This is a genomic window from Pseudarthrobacter sp. HLT1-3 (assembly GCF_059383535.1).
Map to the genome: position 1 here is coordinate 303,418 of NZ_JBWZCJ010000002.1, position 19,776 is coordinate 323,193.

At 68.5% G+C, this 19,776-nt stretch carries 17 protein-coding genes; 11 read left to right on the plus strand and 6 right to left on the minus strand.

All coding sequences use genetic code 11. The annotated features are described in order from the left end of the window. Window positions 1–15: 15 nt before the first annotated feature. Window positions 16–1,461: an amidase gene (locus AC50X9_RS03115; RefSeq protein ID WP_494890089.1), complete on the minus strand. Its 1,446-nt coding sequence runs from the start codon at window positions 1,459–1,461 to the stop codon at window positions 16–18. Window positions 1,462–1,743: 282 nt separating this feature from the next. On the opposite strand from AC50X9_RS03115, the gene AC50X9_RS03120 reads away from it, so the two are divergent. The 3 genes from AC50X9_RS03120 (at window position 1,744) to AC50X9_RS03130 (ending at window position 3,399) form a co-directional block, all read left to right on the plus strand. Continuing rightward, window positions 1,744–2,070 carry a rhodanese-like domain-containing protein gene (locus tag AC50X9_RS03120; protein ID WP_494890094.1) on the plus strand — a complete coding sequence of 109 codons (327 nt, stop codon included), beginning with the start codon at window positions 1,744–1,746 and terminating at the stop codon, window positions 2,068–2,070. Window positions 2,071–2,088: 18 nt separating this feature from the next. Continuing rightward, window positions 2,089–3,069, plus strand: a complete 981-nt coding sequence (gene pheA, locus AC50X9_RS03125) for a prephenate dehydratase (RefSeq protein WP_494890096.1) — start codon at window positions 2,089–2,091, stop codon at window positions 3,067–3,069. Window positions 3,070–3,162: 93 nt separating this feature from the next. Then, complete coding sequence (locus tag AC50X9_RS03130; RefSeq protein ID WP_494890098.1) at window positions 3,163–3,399, plus strand: hypothetical protein; 237 nt, start codon at window positions 3,163–3,165, stop codon at window positions 3,397–3,399. Here AC50X9_RS03130 and AC50X9_RS03135 read toward each other — a convergent pair. Further along, the gene (locus tag AC50X9_RS03135; protein ID WP_494890100.1) at window positions 3,396–4,460 is read right to left on the minus strand and encodes a diacylglycerol/lipid kinase family protein; all 1,065 of its coding nucleotides are present in this window, start codon (window positions 4,458–4,460) and stop codon (window positions 3,396–3,398) included. The genes AC50X9_RS03130 and AC50X9_RS03135 overlap by 4 nt on opposite strands. 88 nt (window positions 4,461–4,548) lie before the next feature. On the opposite strand from AC50X9_RS03135, the gene serS reads away from it, so the two are divergent. Together serS and AC50X9_RS03145 are read left to right on the plus strand one after the other, a co-directional pair. Next, complete coding sequence (serS, locus tag AC50X9_RS03140) at window positions 4,549–5,829, plus strand: serine--tRNA ligase (protein WP_494890102.1); 1,281 nt, start codon at window positions 4,549–4,551, stop codon at window positions 5,827–5,829. Window positions 5,830–5,956: 127 nt separating this feature from the next. Continuing rightward, on the plus strand, window positions 5,957–6,829 hold the full coding sequence (locus tag AC50X9_RS03145) for an HAD family hydrolase (RefSeq protein WP_494890104.1): 873 nt from the start codon (window positions 5,957–5,959) through the stop codon (window positions 6,827–6,829). Window positions 6,830–6,846: 17 nt separating this feature from the next. On the opposite strand, the gene AC50X9_RS03150 is transcribed toward AC50X9_RS03145, so the two are convergent. Continuing rightward, window positions 6,847–7,446, minus strand: coding sequence for a hypothetical protein (locus AC50X9_RS03150; protein WP_494890106.1), 600 nt, complete (start codon window positions 7,444–7,446; stop codon window positions 6,847–6,849). A gap of 138 nt (window positions 7,447–7,584) precedes the next feature. Between AC50X9_RS03150 and AC50X9_RS03155 the strand changes: the two genes are divergently transcribed. Further along, window positions 7,585–10,038 carry a phosphoketolase family protein gene (locus AC50X9_RS03155; protein ID WP_494890108.1) on the plus strand — a complete coding sequence of 818 codons (2,454 nt, stop codon included), beginning with the start codon at window positions 7,585–7,587 and terminating at the stop codon, window positions 10,036–10,038. Between the two features lie 34 nt (window positions 10,039–10,072). Here the strand turns inward: AC50X9_RS03155 and AC50X9_RS03160 are convergent, their stop codons facing one another. The 3 genes from AC50X9_RS03160 to AC50X9_RS03170 form a co-directional block, all read right to left on the minus strand. After that, window positions 10,073–10,840, minus strand: coding sequence for a DUF429 domain-containing protein (locus AC50X9_RS03160; protein WP_494890110.1), 768 nt, complete (start codon window positions 10,838–10,840; stop codon window positions 10,073–10,075). 53 nt (window positions 10,841–10,893) lie between these two features. Then, complete coding sequence (locus AC50X9_RS03165) at window positions 10,894–12,219, minus strand: carboxylesterase family protein (RefSeq protein ID WP_494890112.1); 1,326 nt, start codon at window positions 12,217–12,219, stop codon at window positions 10,894–10,896. A 202-nt stretch (window positions 12,220–12,421) separates the two neighbouring features. After that, a complete protein-coding gene (locus tag AC50X9_RS03170) occupies window positions 12,422–12,910 on the minus strand; it encodes an inorganic diphosphatase (RefSeq protein ID WP_494890114.1) in 489 nt (162 codons plus the stop codon). Window positions 12,911–13,066: 156 nt separating this feature from the next. Here AC50X9_RS03170 and dacB point away from each other — a divergent pair, with 156 nt between their 5' ends. The 5 genes from dacB to ftsH all read left to right on the plus strand — a co-directional run bounded on the left by dacB (window position 13,067) and on the right by ftsH (window position 19,769). After that, the gene (gene dacB / locus AC50X9_RS03175; protein ID WP_494890116.1) at window positions 13,067–14,584 is read left to right on the plus strand and encodes a D-alanyl-D-alanine carboxypeptidase/D-alanyl-D-alanine endopeptidase; all 1,518 of its coding nucleotides are present in this window, start codon (window positions 13,067–13,069) and stop codon (window positions 14,582–14,584) included. A gap of 67 nt (window positions 14,585–14,651) precedes the next feature. Beyond that, window positions 14,652–15,770 carry a zinc-dependent metalloprotease gene (locus tag AC50X9_RS03180; RefSeq protein ID WP_494890118.1) on the plus strand — a complete coding sequence of 373 codons (1,119 nt, stop codon included), beginning with the start codon at window positions 14,652–14,654 and terminating at the stop codon, window positions 15,768–15,770. A gap of 98 nt (window positions 15,771–15,868) precedes the next feature. After that, window positions 15,869–16,906 (plus strand): tRNA lysidine(34) synthetase TilS, encoded by a 1,038-nt coding sequence (gene tilS, locus AC50X9_RS03185; RefSeq protein WP_494890199.1) that lies wholly within the window; start codon window positions 15,869–15,871, stop codon window positions 16,904–16,906. A 30-nt stretch (window positions 16,907–16,936) separates the two neighbouring features. After that, window positions 16,937–17,488, plus strand: coding sequence for a hypoxanthine phosphoribosyltransferase (gene hpt, locus AC50X9_RS03190; RefSeq protein ID WP_494890120.1), 552 nt, complete (start codon window positions 16,937–16,939; stop codon window positions 17,486–17,488). Between the two features lie 211 nt (window positions 17,489–17,699). Beyond that, window positions 17,700–19,769 (plus strand): ATP-dependent zinc metalloprotease FtsH, encoded by a 2,070-nt coding sequence (gene ftsH / locus AC50X9_RS03195; RefSeq protein WP_494890122.1) that lies wholly within the window; start codon window positions 17,700–17,702, stop codon window positions 19,767–19,769. The last annotated feature ends 7 nt before the right edge of the window (window positions 19,770–19,776 follow it).

Here is a 19,776-nt window from a genome sequence, read left to right on the forward strand (position 1 = left end):
GTGCGGGTCGCCCGGCTAGCATCCGAGCTGTGTTGCCAGCTGGAGCAGCAGTGCCTCGGAGCCCAGCGGTCCGATCAGCTGGACGCCCATCGGCAACCCGGCACCCGTGGACCCGCCGGTCCAGTGCACCGGAATGCTGATCGCGGGCAGCCCGCACACGTTCACCATCGACGACCAGGGCGCGTACTCGCACTGCTTGCGGTAGTCGCCGTCGGCGTCTCCCGTCCATTCGGCCGCCGGCCAGTAGCCGTCCCCGTGGGCAGCCCCGGTGAACCAGCCCACCGGGCGGGGCGTCTGGGCCAGTGCCGGCATCAGCATCAGGTCCCAGCCGGCGTACTGGGCAAGGGTATCCCGCCGGAACAGCGGCAGGAACCGGAGCGCCTCGGCCAGCTGCGCCGGCCCGCGCTGCTGCGCGCGGCGCCGGAACGTCCGCGTGAGCGGGGTGAGGAGGGCCTCGCGCTGGGGAACGATCCGGGCGTCCCCGACGGCGGCGGTCCAGGCAGTGGTGAACGCTGCCGGGTAGCGGTTGTCGTAGCGGATCGAAGCCTCCGAGGTTTCGTGGCCGGCCGCTTCCAGCCGCCGGATGCCTTCGGCAAGGGCGTCGAGGGCCTCGGGGTCCGGGGTGAAGGGGAAGATCGTCTGCCACGGGCTCTCCAGGGTCACCCCGATCCGCAGCCTCGGCGGGTCCTGTCCGGCGAGTTCAAGGTAGCCGGGAGCGGGAATCCCGGCGTTGCGGGCCCCGGCCGGGCCCGGCACCATGGCGTCGAGCAGCAGCGCGGCGTCCGCCGCGGAGCGGGCCAGCGGCCCGGACACGACCAGACCGGCGGGGTCGCCGGTGCTTTCGCCCGCGGGAGCCAGGCCGCGGCCGGGTTTCAGCCCCACCAGACCGCAGGCGGCGGCCGGGATACGGACCGAGCCGCCGCCGTCGGAGCCGGGGGCAAAGGGCACCAGCCCGGCTGCCACGGCGGCCGCACTGCCGCCGGAGGAGCCTCCCGAGCTGCGGCTGAGGGCGTGCGGGTTCCGCGACGGCGGAGCGATCCGGTTCTCGCTGTACGCCGTCAGGCCGAACTCCGGAACCTGGGTCTTGCCCAGCGAGACCACGCCCGCGCTCTTGAGCATGGCGACGATGGTGCTGTCGGCGAGGGCGGGTTTGTGGTCCAGGGCAGCGCTGCCGTGGGTGGTCACAACACCGGCGACGTCCGTCAGGTCTTTGAAGACCACCGGCATGCCGTGCAGCAGCGCCAGCCCGGTCCCGTCCCGCCCCGCGCGGGCTTGGGCCTCGTCCGCGGCGTCCGCCTCCAGCACGGCCTGCTCCGCGGTGACCGTGATGAAGGCGCCGAGGTGCCGGTTTTCCGAGCCGATGCGGTCCAGGAAATGCTCCGTGGCCTGCCGCGCGGACAGCTCGCCGGCGCGCAGGGCGGTGCGCAGCTCCACCGCGGAGAGCTCGTGGATTTCAGCCAAGGGAGCCCGGTCCCGGTGTTTCCCCGGCGGCACGCTCCGGGGGACATGTCCACTGCTGGCGCGGGCGGGTGGACATGGTGGCTGCATGCCCAGCCGTGGCGCCGGGGGGAGGGCATGTCCGCCGGGTGGGGGAGCGGGGAGCCGCCGGCATCGTGAGCCGGGCAGCTGCCGTTGATCTCCTTTGCGCCATGCCAGAAGCGTAACCTGCTGCGGGGTAAGGGGGCGCGGGTGCGGCTGGCGATACGCTGGAGTCAGACCATGCATTCTGCCGAAGGGACGACCATGAGCGACTTTGACACCGTAACCGTGTCCGACATCCCTGGAGGGGCCAAGATTCTCGACGTCCGCGAGGACTACGAGTGGGTCGCTGGGCACGCCGCCGGGGCAGTGCATATCCCGCTGGACCAGCTCCCGGCCCGGCTCGAGGATCTCGACCCGGACGAGGACCTCTACGTCATTTGCCGCACCGGGGGCCGGTCCTTCCGCGCCGCCCAGTGGCTCGCCGGACAGGGATATTCCGCCCTGAACGTCGCCGGCGGCATGGACCAGTGGCTGGAAACCGGAATGCCGCTGGTGTCCGACAACGGACTCAAGCCCGTCATCCTGTAGTTGAAGAAAGAAGCACCGATGCCCGCATCACCCGTCACGTACACCTTCCTTGGACCCGCGGGCACGTTCACCGAGGCGGCCCTGATGCAGGTACCCGATGCGGCGGAGGCCATTCGCATTCCGTCGTCCAACGTCAACACGGCGCTGGACAAGGTCCGCGACGCTTCGGCGGACGCGGCGATGGTGCCGATCGAAAACTCCGTGGAGGGCGGCGTCTCCGCCACCCTGGATGCGATCGCCACGGGACAGGAGCTGCGGATCCTGCGCGAAGCCCTGGTGCCGATCAGCTTCGTGCTGGTGGTACGGCCCGGCACCCGGATCGAGGACATCCGCCGGATCTCCACCCACAGCCACGCCTGGGCACAGTGCCGGCTCTGGGCCGACAGTAATATTCCGGATGCTGAATACATCCCGGGTTCCTCGACGGCGGCGGCGGCGATGGGCCTGCTGGAAGGCGACGTCCACTACGACGCGGCGATCTGCGCCCCGATTGTGGCCACCGAGCAGCCGGGACTCGCCGTGCTCGCCGAGAATATCGGCGACAACCCCGGGGCGGTCACCCGGTTTGTGCTCGTCGGCCGGCCCGGCGAGCTGCCGGCGCCCACCGGCTCGGACAAGACCACTGTGGTGGTCCCGCTGCCGGAAGACCGCCCGGGTGCCCTGATGGAGATTCTCGACCAGTTCGCCACGCGCGGTGTGAACCTCAGCCGGATCGAATCGCGTCCCACCGGCCAGTACCTGGGCCATTACTTCTTCAGCATTGACGCGGACGGCCATGTGGCCGACGCCCGGATGGCGGACGCCCTGGCCGGCCTGCACCGGATCAGCCCGGCCACCCGGTTTGTCGGTTCCTACGCCCGCGCCGACGGGCACCGGACCGCCGTGGAGCCACACACCTCGGACCAGGCCTTCCGGGCCGCCCATGCCTGGGTCAAAGACATACTGTCCGGGGCATCTGTGGTGCCGGAATATACGTCCAAGGCTTCGCCCACAGCGTAGACAAATGCCAGTTCAGGCACTTCCGCCCCTATGAAACAGTGCGTATGCTTGCCTGATCCATATTGGGGAAGGTCTCTACTGAGGGAGCAGATCATGGCGAACACCAGCCTTGAAAATGACGGCCAGGGAATGATCGTGAATCCCAAACCGACCGCTGACAACCAGGACTGGGACGGCGACGACGCGGACCGTGCGGACCGCCTGCGCTTCGAGGAGGAGCAGGCCATGATCCGCGAGCAATCCGAAGCGCGCGCCGCGAAGGCCGCCGCGGAAGCGAAAAAGACCGCAGACGCGCACAAGGAAGCCTCCGAGAAGGAAGCCAGCGCCTAGTCTCCCTCGGTGCCGTCCTTGACCCGGACGAGCAGCGAGCCGGGGGCAACCTGCACGCTGACTTTCGTGGCGGCACCGGACGGATCGCCGTCGACCTGGGTGGGCATCGGCTCCGCGCAGCGGATGGTGATCTTGCCTGAGCGGTAATACGTCATCACCGGCAGGTGCCTCTTGTGCTTCAGCACGATCTTCCAGTACATCGCCAGCCAGCCGATCGCGCTGCGCGGACTCATCACCACGACGTCCAGCATGCCGTCGTCGATCATGGCCTGCGGGATGAAGTCGATGCCGCCGGGGATCAGGCCGCAGTTCGCGAACAGGACGCTGCGGATCTTCCGGCTCTGTTCCGGCTGGTCGTCCAGCGAGATCGAGACCTTCTTCCGGCGTCCGGGCAGGTGCCGCACGCCGGCCTCGGTGTAGGCCAGCCAGCCGACCGCCTTCTTGAGGCCGTCATTGGTGTCGCCGATGACCTCGGCGTCCATGCCGATGCCGGCAATGACCAGGAAGGTGTGCTCCGCGGACTCGTTGGTGCGGGAGTTCTCCACCCGCATCCGCGCCGTGTCGATGAAGCGCTGGTGCCCGAACAGGGCGGTCTGGACATTTTCGTGCAGGTCACCGACGTCGAGATGGATGTTCCGGGCAAGCAGGTTGCCGGTGCCGAGCGGGATCAGGCCCATGGCGGTGTCCGTGCCGGCGAGAATATCGGCCACCACCCGGACCGTGCCGTCACCGCCGCCCACCAATACAACATCCGCGCCATAGTCGACGGCGGCGCGCGCCTGTGAGAATCCGGGGTCCTCGGCGGTGGTGTCGAAAAACCGCGGCGGCGCCCAGCCGGCTGTTGCGCACGCGTCTTTTATCATGGCGCGGGCCTCGTCCGACCGGGATTTGATCGGGTTCATCACCACGGCCACCTTCTGCTGGCCCAGGCCCGGGCTGTGCGTTTCCTCCCACACGGCGCTGCGCGTGTGCCTGGCCTTGAGCTTGCGCACTCCCCACCAGCTGGAGACGGCAAACGCCAGCACTGCCGCGATGATGAGGTAAAGCAGCCAGTCGCTCATTGTGCTCCAACACTATCCCGCCGGCGACCGCAGGCCGGCTGCCCGACGATTGCCCGGAAATGCCGGATGGATTGGATACTCTTGTCAGGTGATCGACGTAAAAGACCTCAGCGAAAATCCGGATAAGTTCCGGGCAAGCCAGCGCGCCCGCGGCGCCGACGAATCCGTGGTGGACGCGATCATCGCCGCGGACGCGGCCCGGCGCGCCGCCCTGATCCGCTTCGAAAACCTGCGAGCCGAGCAGAATGCCTTCGGCAAGAAGGTGGCGCAGGCCAAGGGCGAGGAGAAGCAGGCCCTGCTGGCCGAGGTCAAGGTTCTCGCGGGCGAGGTTAAGGCCGCCTCCGCCGAGGCCGACGTCGCGCAGGCCGCCCAGGAGGAACTGCTGCGCGGTATCCCCAACCTGATCGAGGAAGGCGTCCCCGCGGGTGGCGAGGACGACTACATTGTGGTCAAAACCGTCGGCGTCCCCCGCGAATTCCCCGACTTCGAACCCAAGGACCACCTGGAGATCGGTGAGCTGATCGGCGCCATCGACATGGAGCGCGGCGCCAAGGTCTCCGGTTCCCGTTTCTACTTCCTGCGTGGCGCCGGTGCCCGGCTGGAAATGGCGTTGCTGCAGATGGCCATGGAGCAGGCGATCGATGCAGGCTTCGTGCCGATGATCACGCCGACACTGGTGCGTCCGGAAACCATGCAGGGCACCGGCTTCGACGTCAAACACGACGCCGAGATCTACCGCCTCGCCGAGGACGACCTCTACCTCGTAGGCACCTCGGAAGTGGCCCTTGCCGGCTACCACGCGGACGAGATCCTTGACTTCTCCGCCGGCCCGATCCGGTACGCCGGGCAAAGCTCCTGCTACCGCCGTGAGGCCGGCTCGCACGGCAAAGACACCCGCGGCATCATCCGGGTCCACCAGTTCAACAAGGTGGAAATGTTCATCTATACAACGGTCGAGGAGGCTGCCGCCGAGCATGCCCGGCTGCTGGCCTGGGAAGAGGAGATGCTGGCCAAGTGCGAACTGCCCTACCGGGTGATCGACACCGCCGCCGGAGACCTCGGGAACTCCGCCGCACGCAAGTTCGACTGCGAGGCCTGGGTCCCGACGCAGGGCGCCTACCGCGAGCTGACCTCGACCTCCAACTGCACGACGTTCCAGGCGCGCCGGCTCAACATCCGCGAACGCGTGGTGAACGAGGAAGGGGCATCCAAGGGCACCCGCGCCGTCGCCACACTCAACGGCACCCTGGCCACCACGCGCTGGATCGTCGCCATCCTGGAGCACCACCAGAACCCTGACGGCTCCGTGAACATCCCGAAGGCACTGCAAAAGCACCTCGGCGGCATGACGGTCTTCCCGGTCATCTGAGCCGGACCGGAGCTGCCGCCGGCAGATCAGAGTCCGTCCTCGGCGTCAACAGCTGTTCACCCCGGATTCACCGCGCGCTGTGGGCTGCGTCCTAGCGGCGGCCGGGGGTGTCTGCTCTACTTATGGGATGACAACATTGACTGAAACCTCAGTCGCCGGCAACGATGACCGGCGAGAAAACAATCCGAACAACCAGAGCGCCACGGCCCACAAGCTGATGGTCGCGCTCGACGTCGACGGCACCTTGGTCGACCACGACGGCCACATGTCCGTTCCCGTCCGCGAAGCCGCCCGCGACGTCGTGGCGGCAGGCCACCACGTCACGATCGCCACCGGCCGCTCGCTGAACGCGACGCTGCCCATCATTGAGCACATCGGGATCGAAAACGGCTACGCCGTATGCTCCAACGGCGGAGTCACCCTGCGCCTCGACTCCAGCCTGTCCGACGGCTACGAGATCGTGCACAAGGCGACCTTCGACCCGGGCCCCGCGCTCCGGGCACTGCGCAAGCGGCTGCCCACGGCCAAGTACGCCCTGGAGGACGAGGACGGAAACTTCCTCTCCACCGAGCGCTTCCAGGACGCGAGCTTTGGAGTGGAGGCAATCGGCGTCGACTTCCAGACCATGCTGGCCGCCACCGCCGTGCGCGTTGTCGTGTTCAGCGCCGAGAACACCCCCGAGGAGTTCAACGCCGCCATCCGGCACATCGGCCTGGCCGGCGTGACCTACTCGGTGGGCTGGACGGCGTGGCTGGACATCGCCGCCGCCGGCGTCTCCAAGGCCAGCGCCCTGGAGGTCCTCCGCGGCCGGCTGAGCATCGAGGCGCACCGCACGGTCGCCGTCGGCGACGGCCGCAATGACATCGAGATGCTCGGCTGGGCCGCCCGCGGCGTGGCCATGGGCCAGGCGCCCGAGGAAGTCATCGCCGCGGCGAATGAAGTCACGCACTCCGTTTACGACGACGGCGCCGCCCACGTGCTGCGCAGCCTGCTGCTCTAACAGAACCGGATGCGCGCTCAGCGCACCTCGAGGATCAGGCCCAGCAGCCTGGCAGCGGCGGGCCGCGCCGCGTGTTCCTCATTCCATTGCGCCCGCGCCACGGCCTTGCTGACCGCCTGGGTGGTGATTCCGAGTTCCCTGGCCACCGCCTTCTGCTGCCCGCGGACCCCTGGGGTCAGCAGGTCAAGGACCCGCCATTCCGCGGCGCTGCGGTCATGCACGATGTGCCCCAGCAACCGCAGTACGGCCTCGGACTCCGCGGCGACGTCGGCCAGCGGACCCTCCACGGCCACCGGGATCCGGTCCTTGCCGTTGCGCAACCGGTCGACAGCCCGGCGGGCGTAAATCAGCCCATGCCCCGAGGCGTCCTTGATCTGGTTCGGCAACGGCTCGTTGACCGGGCCGACGCCGATTCCGACGTACCAGCTGCCGGTCCGCAGCGCGATCAGCGCGGCTTCGACGGCCTGCTGGGGACGGTCCACAATTCCCTGGACCTCGTCCTCCACCGAGCGGTCGAAATCGAGGCGCGCCGGAAGGTGCCGCAGGTCCCTGAGGAGCTGCGGCACGCAGTCGCCGTCGCGCCGGCTGTCGGTCTGGTTGATGGTCAGTGTGAACATTCTGGGACCAGACTACCCGGTGGTAACGGACTGGCAAGCGCCGCCCGGACCCCGGGCAGGGGGCTTGTTTCCGGTCCGGGGACGTGTTGCGATGGACCTTGCGTGCCGTCCCGGGCCCCCGTTGAAGCGAGGAATCCATTGACCAGTGACCTGAACACCGACACCGAACTGGAGCTCGTAGACCGCTGGTGGCGGGCCGCCAACTACCTCTCCGTGGGGCAGATCTACCTTCGCGCCAACCCGCTGCTGCGGAAACCCCTAAGCGCCGCCGACACCAAGTCACGGCTGCTGGGCCATTGGGGCACCACGCCCGGTCTGAACTTCGTCTACGCCCACCTGAACCGGGTCATCCGCCGGGACAGCCAGAGCATGCTCTACATTGCCGGGCCCGGCCACGGCGGACCCGCCGTGGTGGCGAACGCCTGGCTGGAGGGCACGTACTCGGAGATCTACAGCAATGTCGGCGACGACGAGCAGGGCATGGCTGAGCTGTTCCGGCAGTTCTCCTATCCGGGCGGGATCCCCAGCCACGCCGCCCCGGAAACCCCGGGTTCGATCAGCGAGGGCGGCGAGCTGGGCTACTCCCTCGCGCACGCCTACGGCTCCGTCTTTGACAACCCGGACCTGATCACCGCCGTCGTGATCGGCGACGGGGAGGCCGAAACCGGGCCGCTTGCCGCGAGCTGGCACTCCCACAACTTCCTGGACCCTGTGCACGACGGCGCGGTGCTGCCGATTCTGCACCTGAACGGCTACAAGATCGCCAATCCCACCATTCTTGCCCGGATGCCCGAATCCCAGCTGGAGCAGCTGCTGCGCGGCTACGGCCACGAGCCGCACTTTGTGACCGTGGGACATCCGGATGACACAGCCGCCGCGCACCGGGACTTCGCCGCTGTACTGGACGAGTGCCTCCAGGAAATCAGGGCCATCCAGGCCGAGCGCCGGGGCGGACTGGCAAATGGCGGAACGGCAGGCGGGTGGACTGCAGACGGCGGCAACGCCGACGACCGGACTGCCGGCGACCGGACTGCCGGCGACGCCCCCGCAGCACGCTGGCCCGTCATCGTGCTGCGTTCGCCGAAGGGCTGGACCGGCCCCAGGATCGTCGACGGATTGCAGGTCGAAGGCACCTGGCGGAGCCACCAGGTGCCGCTGTCCGAGGTGCGCACCAACCCGGAGCATCTGGTGCAGCTGGGGGAGTGGCTCGAGTCGTACCGGCCCGGCGAGCTCTTCGACGAAGCCGGGCGTCTGCGGCCCGACGTCGCGGCGAACGCCCCCGCGGGCCAGCTCAGGATGAGCGACACACCCTACGCGAACGGCGGGGGCCTGCTGCGGGACCTCAAGCTGCCGAGGTACGAGGACCATGCTGTGGAGGTCGCCGAGCCGGGAGTCCAGCGGGTCAGCGCCATGATCACGCTGGGATCCTGGCTTCGCGACGTGATCAGCCAGAACCCGGAGACGTTCCGGCTGTTCGGACCGGACGAGACGGCCTCCAACCGCCTGCAGGACGTCTACCAGGTCACGGACAAGGTCTGGCAGTACCGGATCGAGGAACTCGATGAGCATCTGGCCCGCGCCGGACGGGTCATGGAGGTCCTCAGCGAACACCTGTGCCAGGGCTGGCTGGAGGGATACCTGCTCACCGGGCGGCACGGCGTCTTCAGCTGCTATGAGGCGTTTATCCACATTGTGGATTCCATGTTCAACCAGCACGCCAAGTGGCTCAAGGTGCACCGCGAACTCCCCTGGCGCCGACCGGTCGCGTCGCTCAACTACGTGCTCTCATCCCATGTCTGGCAGCAGGACCACAACGGTTTCTCGCACCAGGATCCCGGCTTCATCGACCACGCGGTGAACAAGAAAGCCGAGGTCATCCGGGTCTACCTGCCCCCGGACGCGAACACGCTGCTCTCTGTCATGGAGCACTGCCTCGAATCACGGGACTACGTCAACATCGTGGTCAGCGGCAAGCAGCCCTCGCCGACCTGGCTGGGTCCCGCCGAGGCCGCGCATCACTGCCAGCGTGGCCTGGGCATTTGGGAGTTCGCCGGCTCCGAAGTCCCGGGTGAGGAACCCGACGTCGTGCTGGCTTGCGCCGGCGACGTACCGACGGTCGAGACGATCGCCGCGGCGGAACTGCTGAAGGCCGGTGCCCCGGGGCTTAAGATCCGGGTGGTCAATGTGGTGGACCTGATGCGGCTACAGGACGCCAGCGAACACCCGCACGGCCTGACGTCCCGGGACTTCGATGGGATCTTCACTGCGGACAAGCCGATCATCTTCGCGTACCACGGCTATCCGTCCCTGATCCACCGGCTGGCATACCGGCGGACCAACCAGGAGGGGCTGCACGTCCGCGGCTATAAGGAGGAGGGCACCACCACAACAGCCTTCGATATGGCCATGCTCAACGGGATTGACCGCTTCCAGCTCGCCATCGACGCGATCGACCGGGTGCCGGGCCTGGCCGAGAAGCATTCGCTGCTGCGTCAGGCGCTGCAGGACAGCCGGATCCGGGCCCATAACCAGACCCGGGACCACGGAGAGGATGCGAAGGAAATCAGCGGCTGGACCCTCGGCCAGGACTAGCTGCCGGGCTCTTCGGCTGGACCCTCGGCCAGGACTAGCTGCCGGGCTGGGGGCCGTTGAGCCCGGTCAGCCCGCCGGTCGGGAGATGGATCCAGCCTTCGCTCAGGGCGGCCCGGGCATGGCTGGCGTCGGGGCGGATGGTTGCGCCCACCGCCACGGCCCGTGCGGTGAGGGAGGCGATGAGCGCGTCGAACATGTCGTCGGAGCCTGCGAGCTGGTCATCCATCCCGGCCAGGTCCAGCCAGGGTGCTGCCTGCTTCAGCCCGCCAGGAAGCGCCGCCAGCCGCTGCGTTTCCACGCCGCCGCGGCCCTTGTAGCCGCGGGCCAGCAGGCCCCAGCCTTTCAGCGACGCCGCCGGGTAGACCTCGGCGAGGCGGCCGCTTCCGTCCCTCGCCTGCGGTCCGTGGTCCCGCGCGATCTTCGCCTGGATAACGGCGCAGCGCATGGCCGGGTGCGCCAGCCTGTCCGCGGAGACACTGAGCGGAATAAGCCCGGTCCGGGCGGTGACGAACCGGTCGGTGTCCCGGTACGCCAGCAGCCGGCGGCCTTCGATCCCGTCATGCTCCAGCACCGGGTGCGCCGCCGCGGCCAGGTGCCCGGCGATGAAGGGCAGGAAGGCGTCCGGCCAGCCCACGGGACAGTCGATCCCGGTCATGTCGCTGGCGCCGAAGAGCCGCACAATCTCGTCGTCGCCGACGTCGAGGGCCAGGTGCGCGAGGCGTGCGGTGCCGTTGTCCCATTCGATCACGGCGGCCGCGGTCTTCCTGGTGGCAGCGGCGAGGTCGACGCCGAGGGTCCTCACCGGGCACCGCCCGGGATCGTCTTCAGAAGCATGATCTCAACCGCTCCTCCAGCTCACGCCGAGCGGTACCTCAGGGAGCCGGGAATCCCGCCGAGGCCGTCCAGGCCCTCGCCGGCGGCGAAGCGGGCCCACACGGCGCGGAGGGCCCGGCCCTGCGCGTCGACTTCCTCCCACGACGCGCCCGCGAGAAGCCCCGCCCCCGCCCAGGTCTTTTGGTCTCCGAACAGCAGCGGCAGGTCCACGGTGTGCGCGGCCCCGTAAAAGTTACCGGGCGCCGCCCAGGACAGCACGTAGCTGTACGCCGTGCCGCCCGCCCGGGCGTGCCGCCGGGCGAATTTCCGGGCGGCCCGGCCGTACACAGCCTCAGTCACGGCCCAGCTGACGGCCCGGAGGGCGGCGGGCCCAACCACCGGGACCTTGCCGAGCAGGCTGACGGCGCGGTTGCGCGGCAGGAACATCCGGGCCTCCTCGGAGGTGTGGCCGATCAGGACCTCGATCCCGGGTGCCGTGGCGTTCCAGGCGTCCTCAATGCCGGATTCCGGCGGCAGGGGGGCGTGCCCGTACTGGGTGCCGAACGGCATGGCCGCTATCAGCCCGAACTTCCGGGCCACCTGCGACACGTGTCCCTCGATCTCCACCACGTCCATGGCCGGGGTGTCTTCGGTGACGGTTTCCGCGGCGATGCCCATCGCTGTGCTCATCTTTTCCCGGCCCCGGGTGATGCCCAGCGGCGCGCTTTGGATGATGGCGCGCCGGAACAGGCTGGGGGCTTCCGGCGTCGCCATGAGGTGGGCGACGGCGTCGCCGCCGGCGGACTGCCCGAAGGCCGTGACGTTTTCCGGATCACCGCCGAAGGCACCGATATTTCGCTGCACCCAGCGGAACGCCTCGAGCTGGTCCAGCAGGCCGAGGTTCGCGGGCCGGCCGGTGCCGGTCGCCAGGTAGCCGAACAGTCCCAGCCGGTAGGTCACGGACACGACGATGACCCTGTTTTCGGCGACGAGGGCCTTGGAATCGAAGATCGCCAGGTCACCGGAGCCGGACGTGTAGGACCCGCCGTGCAGCCATACCATCACCGGGACGCGCTCGTCGTCGTCGAGGCCGGCAGGCATGGTGATCGAAAGCCGCTGGCAGTCCTCGCTGCCCGGAAGTTCGCCGTAGCGGGTGCCCAAGATGTCGTCCAGGAACGGCACCGGACCCTGCGGGCAGGCCGGGGAGAGGGACGTGGCCGCGAGGACTCCGGTCCGGTCCGGCGCACTCACCGGAGGCTGGAAACGTCCCGCGGTGGCGTAGGGGATCCCGGTGGCGCGGACGACGTCGCCGTCACGCCACCCGGTGATCGGGCCGCAGGGAGGACTAAAGGCCGGGGCAACGTTCATGGGTCAACGATTTCACACATTCCTGACCCGCCGCTGACCCTGACCCCCACTGACACCCGCCCCCACTGACAACTGCCCCCGCGCTGGGCAGCACCCGCAGCCAGCACCGTGAACAGCCCGTTAAACCACAACGCGGGGTCACCTGCGGCCCATATCCGGTGGCCGGATGGGCGCAAGGTGACCCCGCGTTGGAGTTGGAACGTCAGTGCGTGTGCGGGACGTAACGCTTGATGGAGGCTTCGAGCTCGGCCTCGGCGGCGGCGCGGTCGCCCCAGCCCTCGGCCTTGACCCACTTGCCCGGTTCGAGATCCTTGTAACGGGTGAAGAAGTGCTCGATTTCCTTGATCAGGAAGTCGCTGACGTCGCTGATCTCCTGGATGTGGTCGAAGCGGGCGTCAACCGGCACGCAGAGTACCTTGGCGTCGCCGCCGCCGTCGTCGGTCATGTTGAACACGCCGATGGGGCGGGACTCAACGATGACGCCGGGGTGCAGGTCGAAGTCCTGCAGCAGCACCAGGGCATCCAGCGGGTCGCCGTCTTCGCCCAGGGTGTTCTCGAAGAAACCGTAGTGCGTCGGGTACTGCATGGAGGTGAACAGGACGCGGTCCAGGCGGACGCGGCCGGTTTCGTGGTCGACTTCGTACTTGACGCGTGATCCCTTAGGGATCTCGATGGTCACGTCATGCTTCATGGAATACTCCTCGACGAATTCAGGGGGTGCGCGGATTTCAGGGGGTGCGCGGCACACACAAAGGGCTGCCGGTGCCGCCGACTACTATTGAGGATATAGCGACAGGCCCTGGTTTCAGGAACTAGCGGGGACATTTAGGACTAAAGGACCAGCAGCATGAAACGCAGAACCAGCCGCCCCGGCGCGGATCCGGTGCCCGGGCCGCTGCGGCGGGTCCTGCCGCTGCTGCTCCAGACCCTGCTGGTCGTGGCTCTGGCCCTCCCCGTCGGCTTCGTGGTCGCGCCGGCTTTCCTGGGACCCGGCCCCGCTGCCCCCGCCCCGGCCGCCCCGCTCTGGCACCAGGCCCCCGGCACGCTGGCGGCCCGCGACGGTACGGCGGACGGCAGCAGCACCGGAACCACGGACGGAGTCGGACCGCTCTCCGCCACGGCCCTCCTCCCGGCGCCCGGGCCGCTGGCCGCCCAGCTTAACGAAACGCTGAAGACCGACGGCGCCGGCAGCTTCGCCGGCGTCGTACAGGACGCCGTCACGGGGGAGGTTCTCTTTGACCGATCCGGCGACGCAGCCCGCGTTCCCGCGTCCAACATGAAGCTCCTCACGGCCGTTGCGGCCCTGCGTGTACTCGGCCCGGAGCGCCGCTTCAGCACCCGGGCAATTGCAGGCGCCGCCCCCGGCTCGGTCATCCTCACCGGCGGCGGGGACGTGCTCCTGGGCGCCGGCGAATCAGACCCCGACGCCGTGCTGGGCCGGGCCGGGCTGGCCAGCCTGGCGAAGTCAACCATCCGCGGCTTGGCGGACGACGGCGTCTCCGTCCCTGTGACGGTGCTGCTGGATGACTCCCTGTTCACCGGCCCCGCGCTTAGCCCGGCCTGGAACCCGGAGGACGTGGCTGCCGGGGAGATGGCTCCGTTGTTCCCGCTGGCACTGAACTCGGCCCGCTTCGACCCTGCCACGACCACCGGGCCCCGCCCGCAGGATGCAGCGATGAGGGCTGCCGAGGTGTTTGCCGTCGAGCTCGCCGCCGCGGCGGCCGCGGCCGGGCTGACGGTCGCGCCCGGCGTCACGCGGGTTCCCGCCGGAACCGGACCGGACGCGGACGCCGGACCCCGGGTCCTGGCCGAAGTCCAGTCCGCCACGGTGGGCCAGCAGGTGGACCTGCTGCTGCGGATCTCGGATAACTACCTCACCGAAGCGATCGGCCGGATGGCGGCGCTTGCTGCCGGTAAGCCCGGCAGCAACGACGGCGCCGTCGCGGCCGTGCTGCAGCAGCTCGGGGAAATGAAAGTGCCGGCCGCCACCCTGCGCGCCGCCGATGTGTCCGGGCTGGCGCTCGCCAACCAGGTCTCGGCCCGGCAGCTCGCCGACGTGGTCCGCGCCATCACCTCGGGCACCGACCCGCGGCTGCGCTCCGCGCTGGCCGGGTTCCCGGTCGCCGGCCTCACCGGGACCCTGGCGGACCGGTACGCCGACGCGGCGACCGCCGGCGGTGCGGGGTTGGTCCGGGCCAAGACCGGGACCCTGAACACGGTGATCGCCCTGACCGGTTATGTGGTGGACGCCGATGGCCGGCTGCTGGTGTTCTCCTTCATCGGCAACGGGCTTACCCCCGGGGCGGCCAACCGGACCGCGCTGGACCGCGCCGCCTCCGTGCTGGCCGGCTGCGGCTGCCGCTGACCGTTGACCGTTCGCCGGCCGACGAATTTAAGGCGGATTGTCAGCCCCCTGTGATCTGATGGAGCCTATGGAGTCCTCTGCCGCCGAGACATCAGCCCAAGCCCAAGCCCTTATCAACTGGGACCTTGCCGCTTCCACCGCCGCCCGCCTGACGCCGTCCGGACCCACCCTGGGCTCGGCGGAGATCGGTGCCGCCGTGGAGAACCTGCGGCGGATGGCGGACATCTCCGTGCCGCACGTCCACAACATCACCGGGCTGGAGGCCGCACGCGAGCTGCGGGATTCCTCGGTCCTGGTCGTGGACCGCGCCTCCTGGTCCAAGGCAAACACCCAGAGTTTCGCCGTGATGCTCAAACCCGCGATGGAAAAGATGCTCGAGGGCCGCCGCGGCACGCTGAACCCCGGCGCGGCCAGCGTCAGCGGCGCCATCACGGGCAGCCAGCTCGGCGCCATCCTCGCCTTCCTGTCCAGCAAGGTCCTGGGCCAGTACGACCCCTTCTCCGCCCTCGCCGAGAACTCCACCGCCCCCTCGGGCGGGCGACTGCTGCTGGTTGCGCCGAACATCATCTCGGTCGAACGGGAAATCAACGTCGAGCCCGAGGATTTCCGGCTCTGGGTCTGCCTCCATGAACAAACCCACCGTGTGCAGTTCGCCGCCGCGCCCTGGCTGCGCCACCACATGCTCGATGAGATCGACAGCCTCAGCGGGCAGCTGCTCGGCAACGTCGACTCCCTGATGGAACGGGCCTCGGCCGCCGCGAAATCACTCAGGGACCGGACCGGATCCGGCAGTTCACCCAGCCGGGGGGCCATCCTCGACCTGTTGCAGAACCCCGAGGAAAAGGCCGCGATCTCACGCCTGACCGCCCTGATGAGCCTGCTCGAAGGGCACGCGAACGTGGTGATGGACGCCGTCGACTCCAGCATCGTGCCGTCCGTGAAGACCATCCGGCAGCGGTTCAATTCCCGGGGCACGGACCGCGGCGTGATCGAAAAATTCCTCCGCAGCCTGCTGGGTCTTGACGCCAAAATGCGCCAGTACAGCGACGGCGCAAAGTTCGTCCGTGAAGTCGTGGACGTGGCCGGGATGGAGGGGTTCAACAAGGTCTGGGAATCCGCCGACCACCTGCCAAGCGAGACCGAAATCCACGATTCAAAGCTGTGGCTCGAACGGATGGGGCACTAGTTTCCGTGACTTCCCGTCCCGCTTCCAGCGAACGTCCCGTCTCCAGCGGACGACGCCGGCCCGGCCGGCTGGCGCCCGTCGTTGGCACCGCCCGGAAAATGCTGCAGGATGCCCTGGCGGCTGCGGGCTATCCGGACCGGGTCCTGGTCGCCTGCAGCGGCGGACCTGACTCGCTCGCCCTTGCCGCGGTTGCCGCCTACTTCGCCCGCCGCGGACACGTGGACGGGCACCCCGTCGCCGTGGGCGCCGTCGTCGTGGACCACCAGCTTCAGCCCGGTTCAGCCGACGTCGCCGCCACCACAGCGGCGACGCTGCGGGAACTGGGGCTCTCTCCCGTGCTGGTCAGGGCTGTCGACGTCGCTCCCACCGGCATGGGGCCGGAGGCCGCGGCCCGGGACGCCCGCCATGCCGCCCTGGAGGCCGCGGCCGACGACACCGGCGCCCAGGCCGTCCTGCTCGGCCACACCCTGGATGACCAGGCCGAACAGGTGCTGCTGGGACTCGCGCGCGGTTCCGGAACCCGGTCCCTGGCCGGCATGCGGCCCGCCCGCGGACGCCTGCTGCGGCCTTTCCTGGGACTGCGGCGCGCGGACACCCTGGCCATCTGCGAAGCCGAGGGCCTGGACCCCTGGCACGATCCGAGCAACGCGGACCCGTCGTTTGCGAGGTCCCGGACCCGCGTCGAGGTGCTGCCGCTGCTGGAAGCCAAGCTCGGTCCCGGGGTGGCCGAATCACTCGCGCGGACGGCCGCCATCCTGCAACTGGACGCCGACTACCTCGACGACGTGGCGGAAGACACCTTTGTCCGGCTGAAGGAGCTGACCGGTGCCACGATCAGCCTGCCGGAGGAAGCCCTGCGCGAACTGGCGCCGGCCCTGAGGTTCCGGGTCATCGCGAAGGCCGCCGCCGCCGTCGGGGGCCAGCAGCCCAGCTACCAGCGCCTGCTGGCCGCAGAGGCACTGCTTCGACGGCAGGGATCGGCCGGTCCCGTCGAACTCCCCGGCGGGGTCAGCGTCTACCGGCTCTCGCTCGCGGAGCTCCTCGCCGAAGCGAAGTCCGGCCCCGACGGGGTGCCCCGTGAGGCCGCCCGCTGTGGGAAGCTTGTATTCCGGCCTCAAAAACCGCCCCAAATATAGTCGCCCCCCGCATCTACACAGGAGTTATTGGTGGATTCAAACGACGTCCAGTCAGATCTCAAGCACGTTCTGTACTCCAAGGAGCAGATCCAGTCACGGATCACCGAACTCGCCGCCCAGATCGACAAGGACTACGAAGGCCGTGAACTGCTGATTGTCGGCGTACTCAAGGGCGCCGTGATGGTCATGGCCGATCTCGCCCGCGCCCTGCACAGCCACGTCTCGATGGACTGGATGGCTGTCTCGTCCTACGGCTCCGGCACCCAGTCCTCCGGCGTGGTCCGCATCCTCAAGGACCTCGACACGGACCTGATGGGCAAGGATGTGCTGATCGTCGAGGACATCATCGACTCCGGCCTGACGCTGTCCTGGCTCAAGACCAACCTGGAATCGCGCGGCACGGCCTCGGTGGAAATCTGCACCGCGTTCCGCAAGCCCACCGCCGCCAAGGTCCAGATCGACGTTAAGTACGTCGGCTACGACATCCCCAACGAGTTCGTCGTTGGCTATGGCCTGGACTACGCCGAGAAGTACCGCAACCTGGACTTCGTCGGCACCCTGGCCCCGCACGTCTACGAGTAGCGGACGGCCGCTGGGCCCGGCAGGACAGGGCCGGCCAGGTCCGGCACAACGCCGGTCCTGGCCGGCCCCGCTACGCCCTCAGGGAACTTTTGGGCTACACCGTGCGTGAGTTACTGCGACGGTGTATAGCTAGAAGCTGATGCAGCACCACACGCGCGCAGATCGGTCGCCGTGCAGCACTACCAGGAGGGACGGGGCCTGCCCCGAACAGATGAAAGCTAAGAGTTTCTTCAAGGGCCCGGGCATCTGGATTGTCGTTGTTATAGGCATGCTCCTGCTGGCCTTTGCCACCCTGTCCCCGGCCGGCGCAGCCCGGATCGACACGGACAAGGGTCTCGCGCTGCTGACCGATGGCGGCAAGGTCGAACAGGCTAAAATCTTCGACGCGGAGAACCGCGTGGACCTGGTCCTGAAGGAAAACCTTCAGGTTGACGGCCAGGACAAGGGCAAGAACATCCAGTTCTACTACGTCAACGCCCGCGCCGACGACGTGGTCAAGGCCGTCACGGACTCCCGGCCGCCGAGCGGCTACACCGACCAGCCGGTCGAGAACAACTGGTTCGCCGGGCTGTTCTCCCTCCTGATCCCCGTCCTCCTCCTTGGCGTGCTCTTCTGGTTCCTGCTCTCCCGGATGCAGGGCGGCGGCTCCAAGGTCATGCAGTTCGGCAAGTCCAAGGCCAAGCTGGTCAACAAGGACATGCCCCAGGTCACGTTCGGCGACGTCGCCGGCGCCGACGAGGCCGTCGAGGAACTCGAAGAAATCAAGGAATTCCTTCAGGAACCGGCGAAGTTCCAGGCCGTTGGCGCCAAGATCCCCAAGGGCGTGCTGCTCTACGGCCCGCCCGGCACCGGCAAGACCCTGCTGGCCCGCGCCGTCGCCGGCGAAGCCGGCGTTCCGTTCTTCTCGATCTCCGGCTCCGACTTCGTGGAAATGTTCGTCGGTGTGGGCGCCTCCCGTGTCCGCGACCTGTTCGAACAGGCCAAGGCGAACGCCCCGGCCATCATCTTCGTGGATGAGATCGACGCCGTCGGCCGGCACCGTGGCGCCGGCATCGGCGGCGGCAACGACGAACGCGAGCAGACCCTCAACCAGCTGCTGGTTGAGATGGACGGCTTCGACGTCAAGACCAACGTCATCCTGATCGCGGCGACCAACCGCCCCGACGTGCTGGACCCGGCACTGCTGCGCCCGGGCCGCTTCGACCGGCAGATCTCCGTTGAGGCACCCGACCTGATCGGCCGCGACCAGATCCTGAAGGTCCATGCCAAGGGCAAGCCGATGGCTCCCGGCGTCGACCTGAAGGCCGTCGCCAAGAAGACCCCCGGCTACACCGGCGCGGACCTGGCGAACGTCCTGAACGAGGCCGCGCTGCTGACCGCCCGCTCCAACGCCAACCTGATCGACGACCGCGCCCTCGACGAGGCCATCGACCGTGTGATGGCCGGCCCGCAGAAGCGCAGCCGCGTTATGAAGGAACACGAACGCAAGGTCACCGCGTACCACGAAGGCGGGCACGCCCTCGTGGCAGCGGCGCTGCGGAACTCGGCTCCGGTCACCAAGATCACCATCCTGCCCCGCGGCCGCGCACTGGGCTACACCATGGTGGTTCCGGAAAACGACAAGTACTCCGTGACCCGCAACGAACTGCTCGACCAGATGGCCTACGCCATGGGCGGCCGCGTCGCGGAAGAACTCGTCTTCCACGACCCGTCCACCGGGGCGTCCAACGACATCGAAAAGGCCACCGGGATCGCCCGCAAGATGGTCACCGAATTCGGCATGAGCGAACGCGTCGGCGCGGTGCGCCTCGGCCAGGGCGGCGGCGAGCCCTTCCTGGGCCGCGACGCCGGCCACGAGCGCAACTACTCCGACCAGATCGCCTACATCGTTGACGAGGAAGTGCGCCGCCTCATCGAGGGCGCCCATGACGAGGCCTACGCGATCCTGGTTGAAAACCGCGACGTCCTGGACGAGCTGGCCCTGGAACTGCTGGAACGCGAAACGCTGAACCAGGCCGAAATCGCGCAGGTCTTCACCAACATCCGGAAACGCGACTTCCGCGAAATCTGGCTGTCCAAGGAGACCCGCCCGATCCAGAACGTCGGGCCGGTGGAATCCCGCCGCGAGAAGGCCGAACGCGAAGCGCAGCAGGAAGCGAAGGAAGCCCGCCTCGAGGAACCGCTGGATGCCTACCCGCCGCATGCCCAGGGTGTTGTGGCCGGACAGGAGCCGTTCCAGGGCGGTGTAACCGATCACGGGCCTGACGGCCATCCCGGCTAGGCTTCTT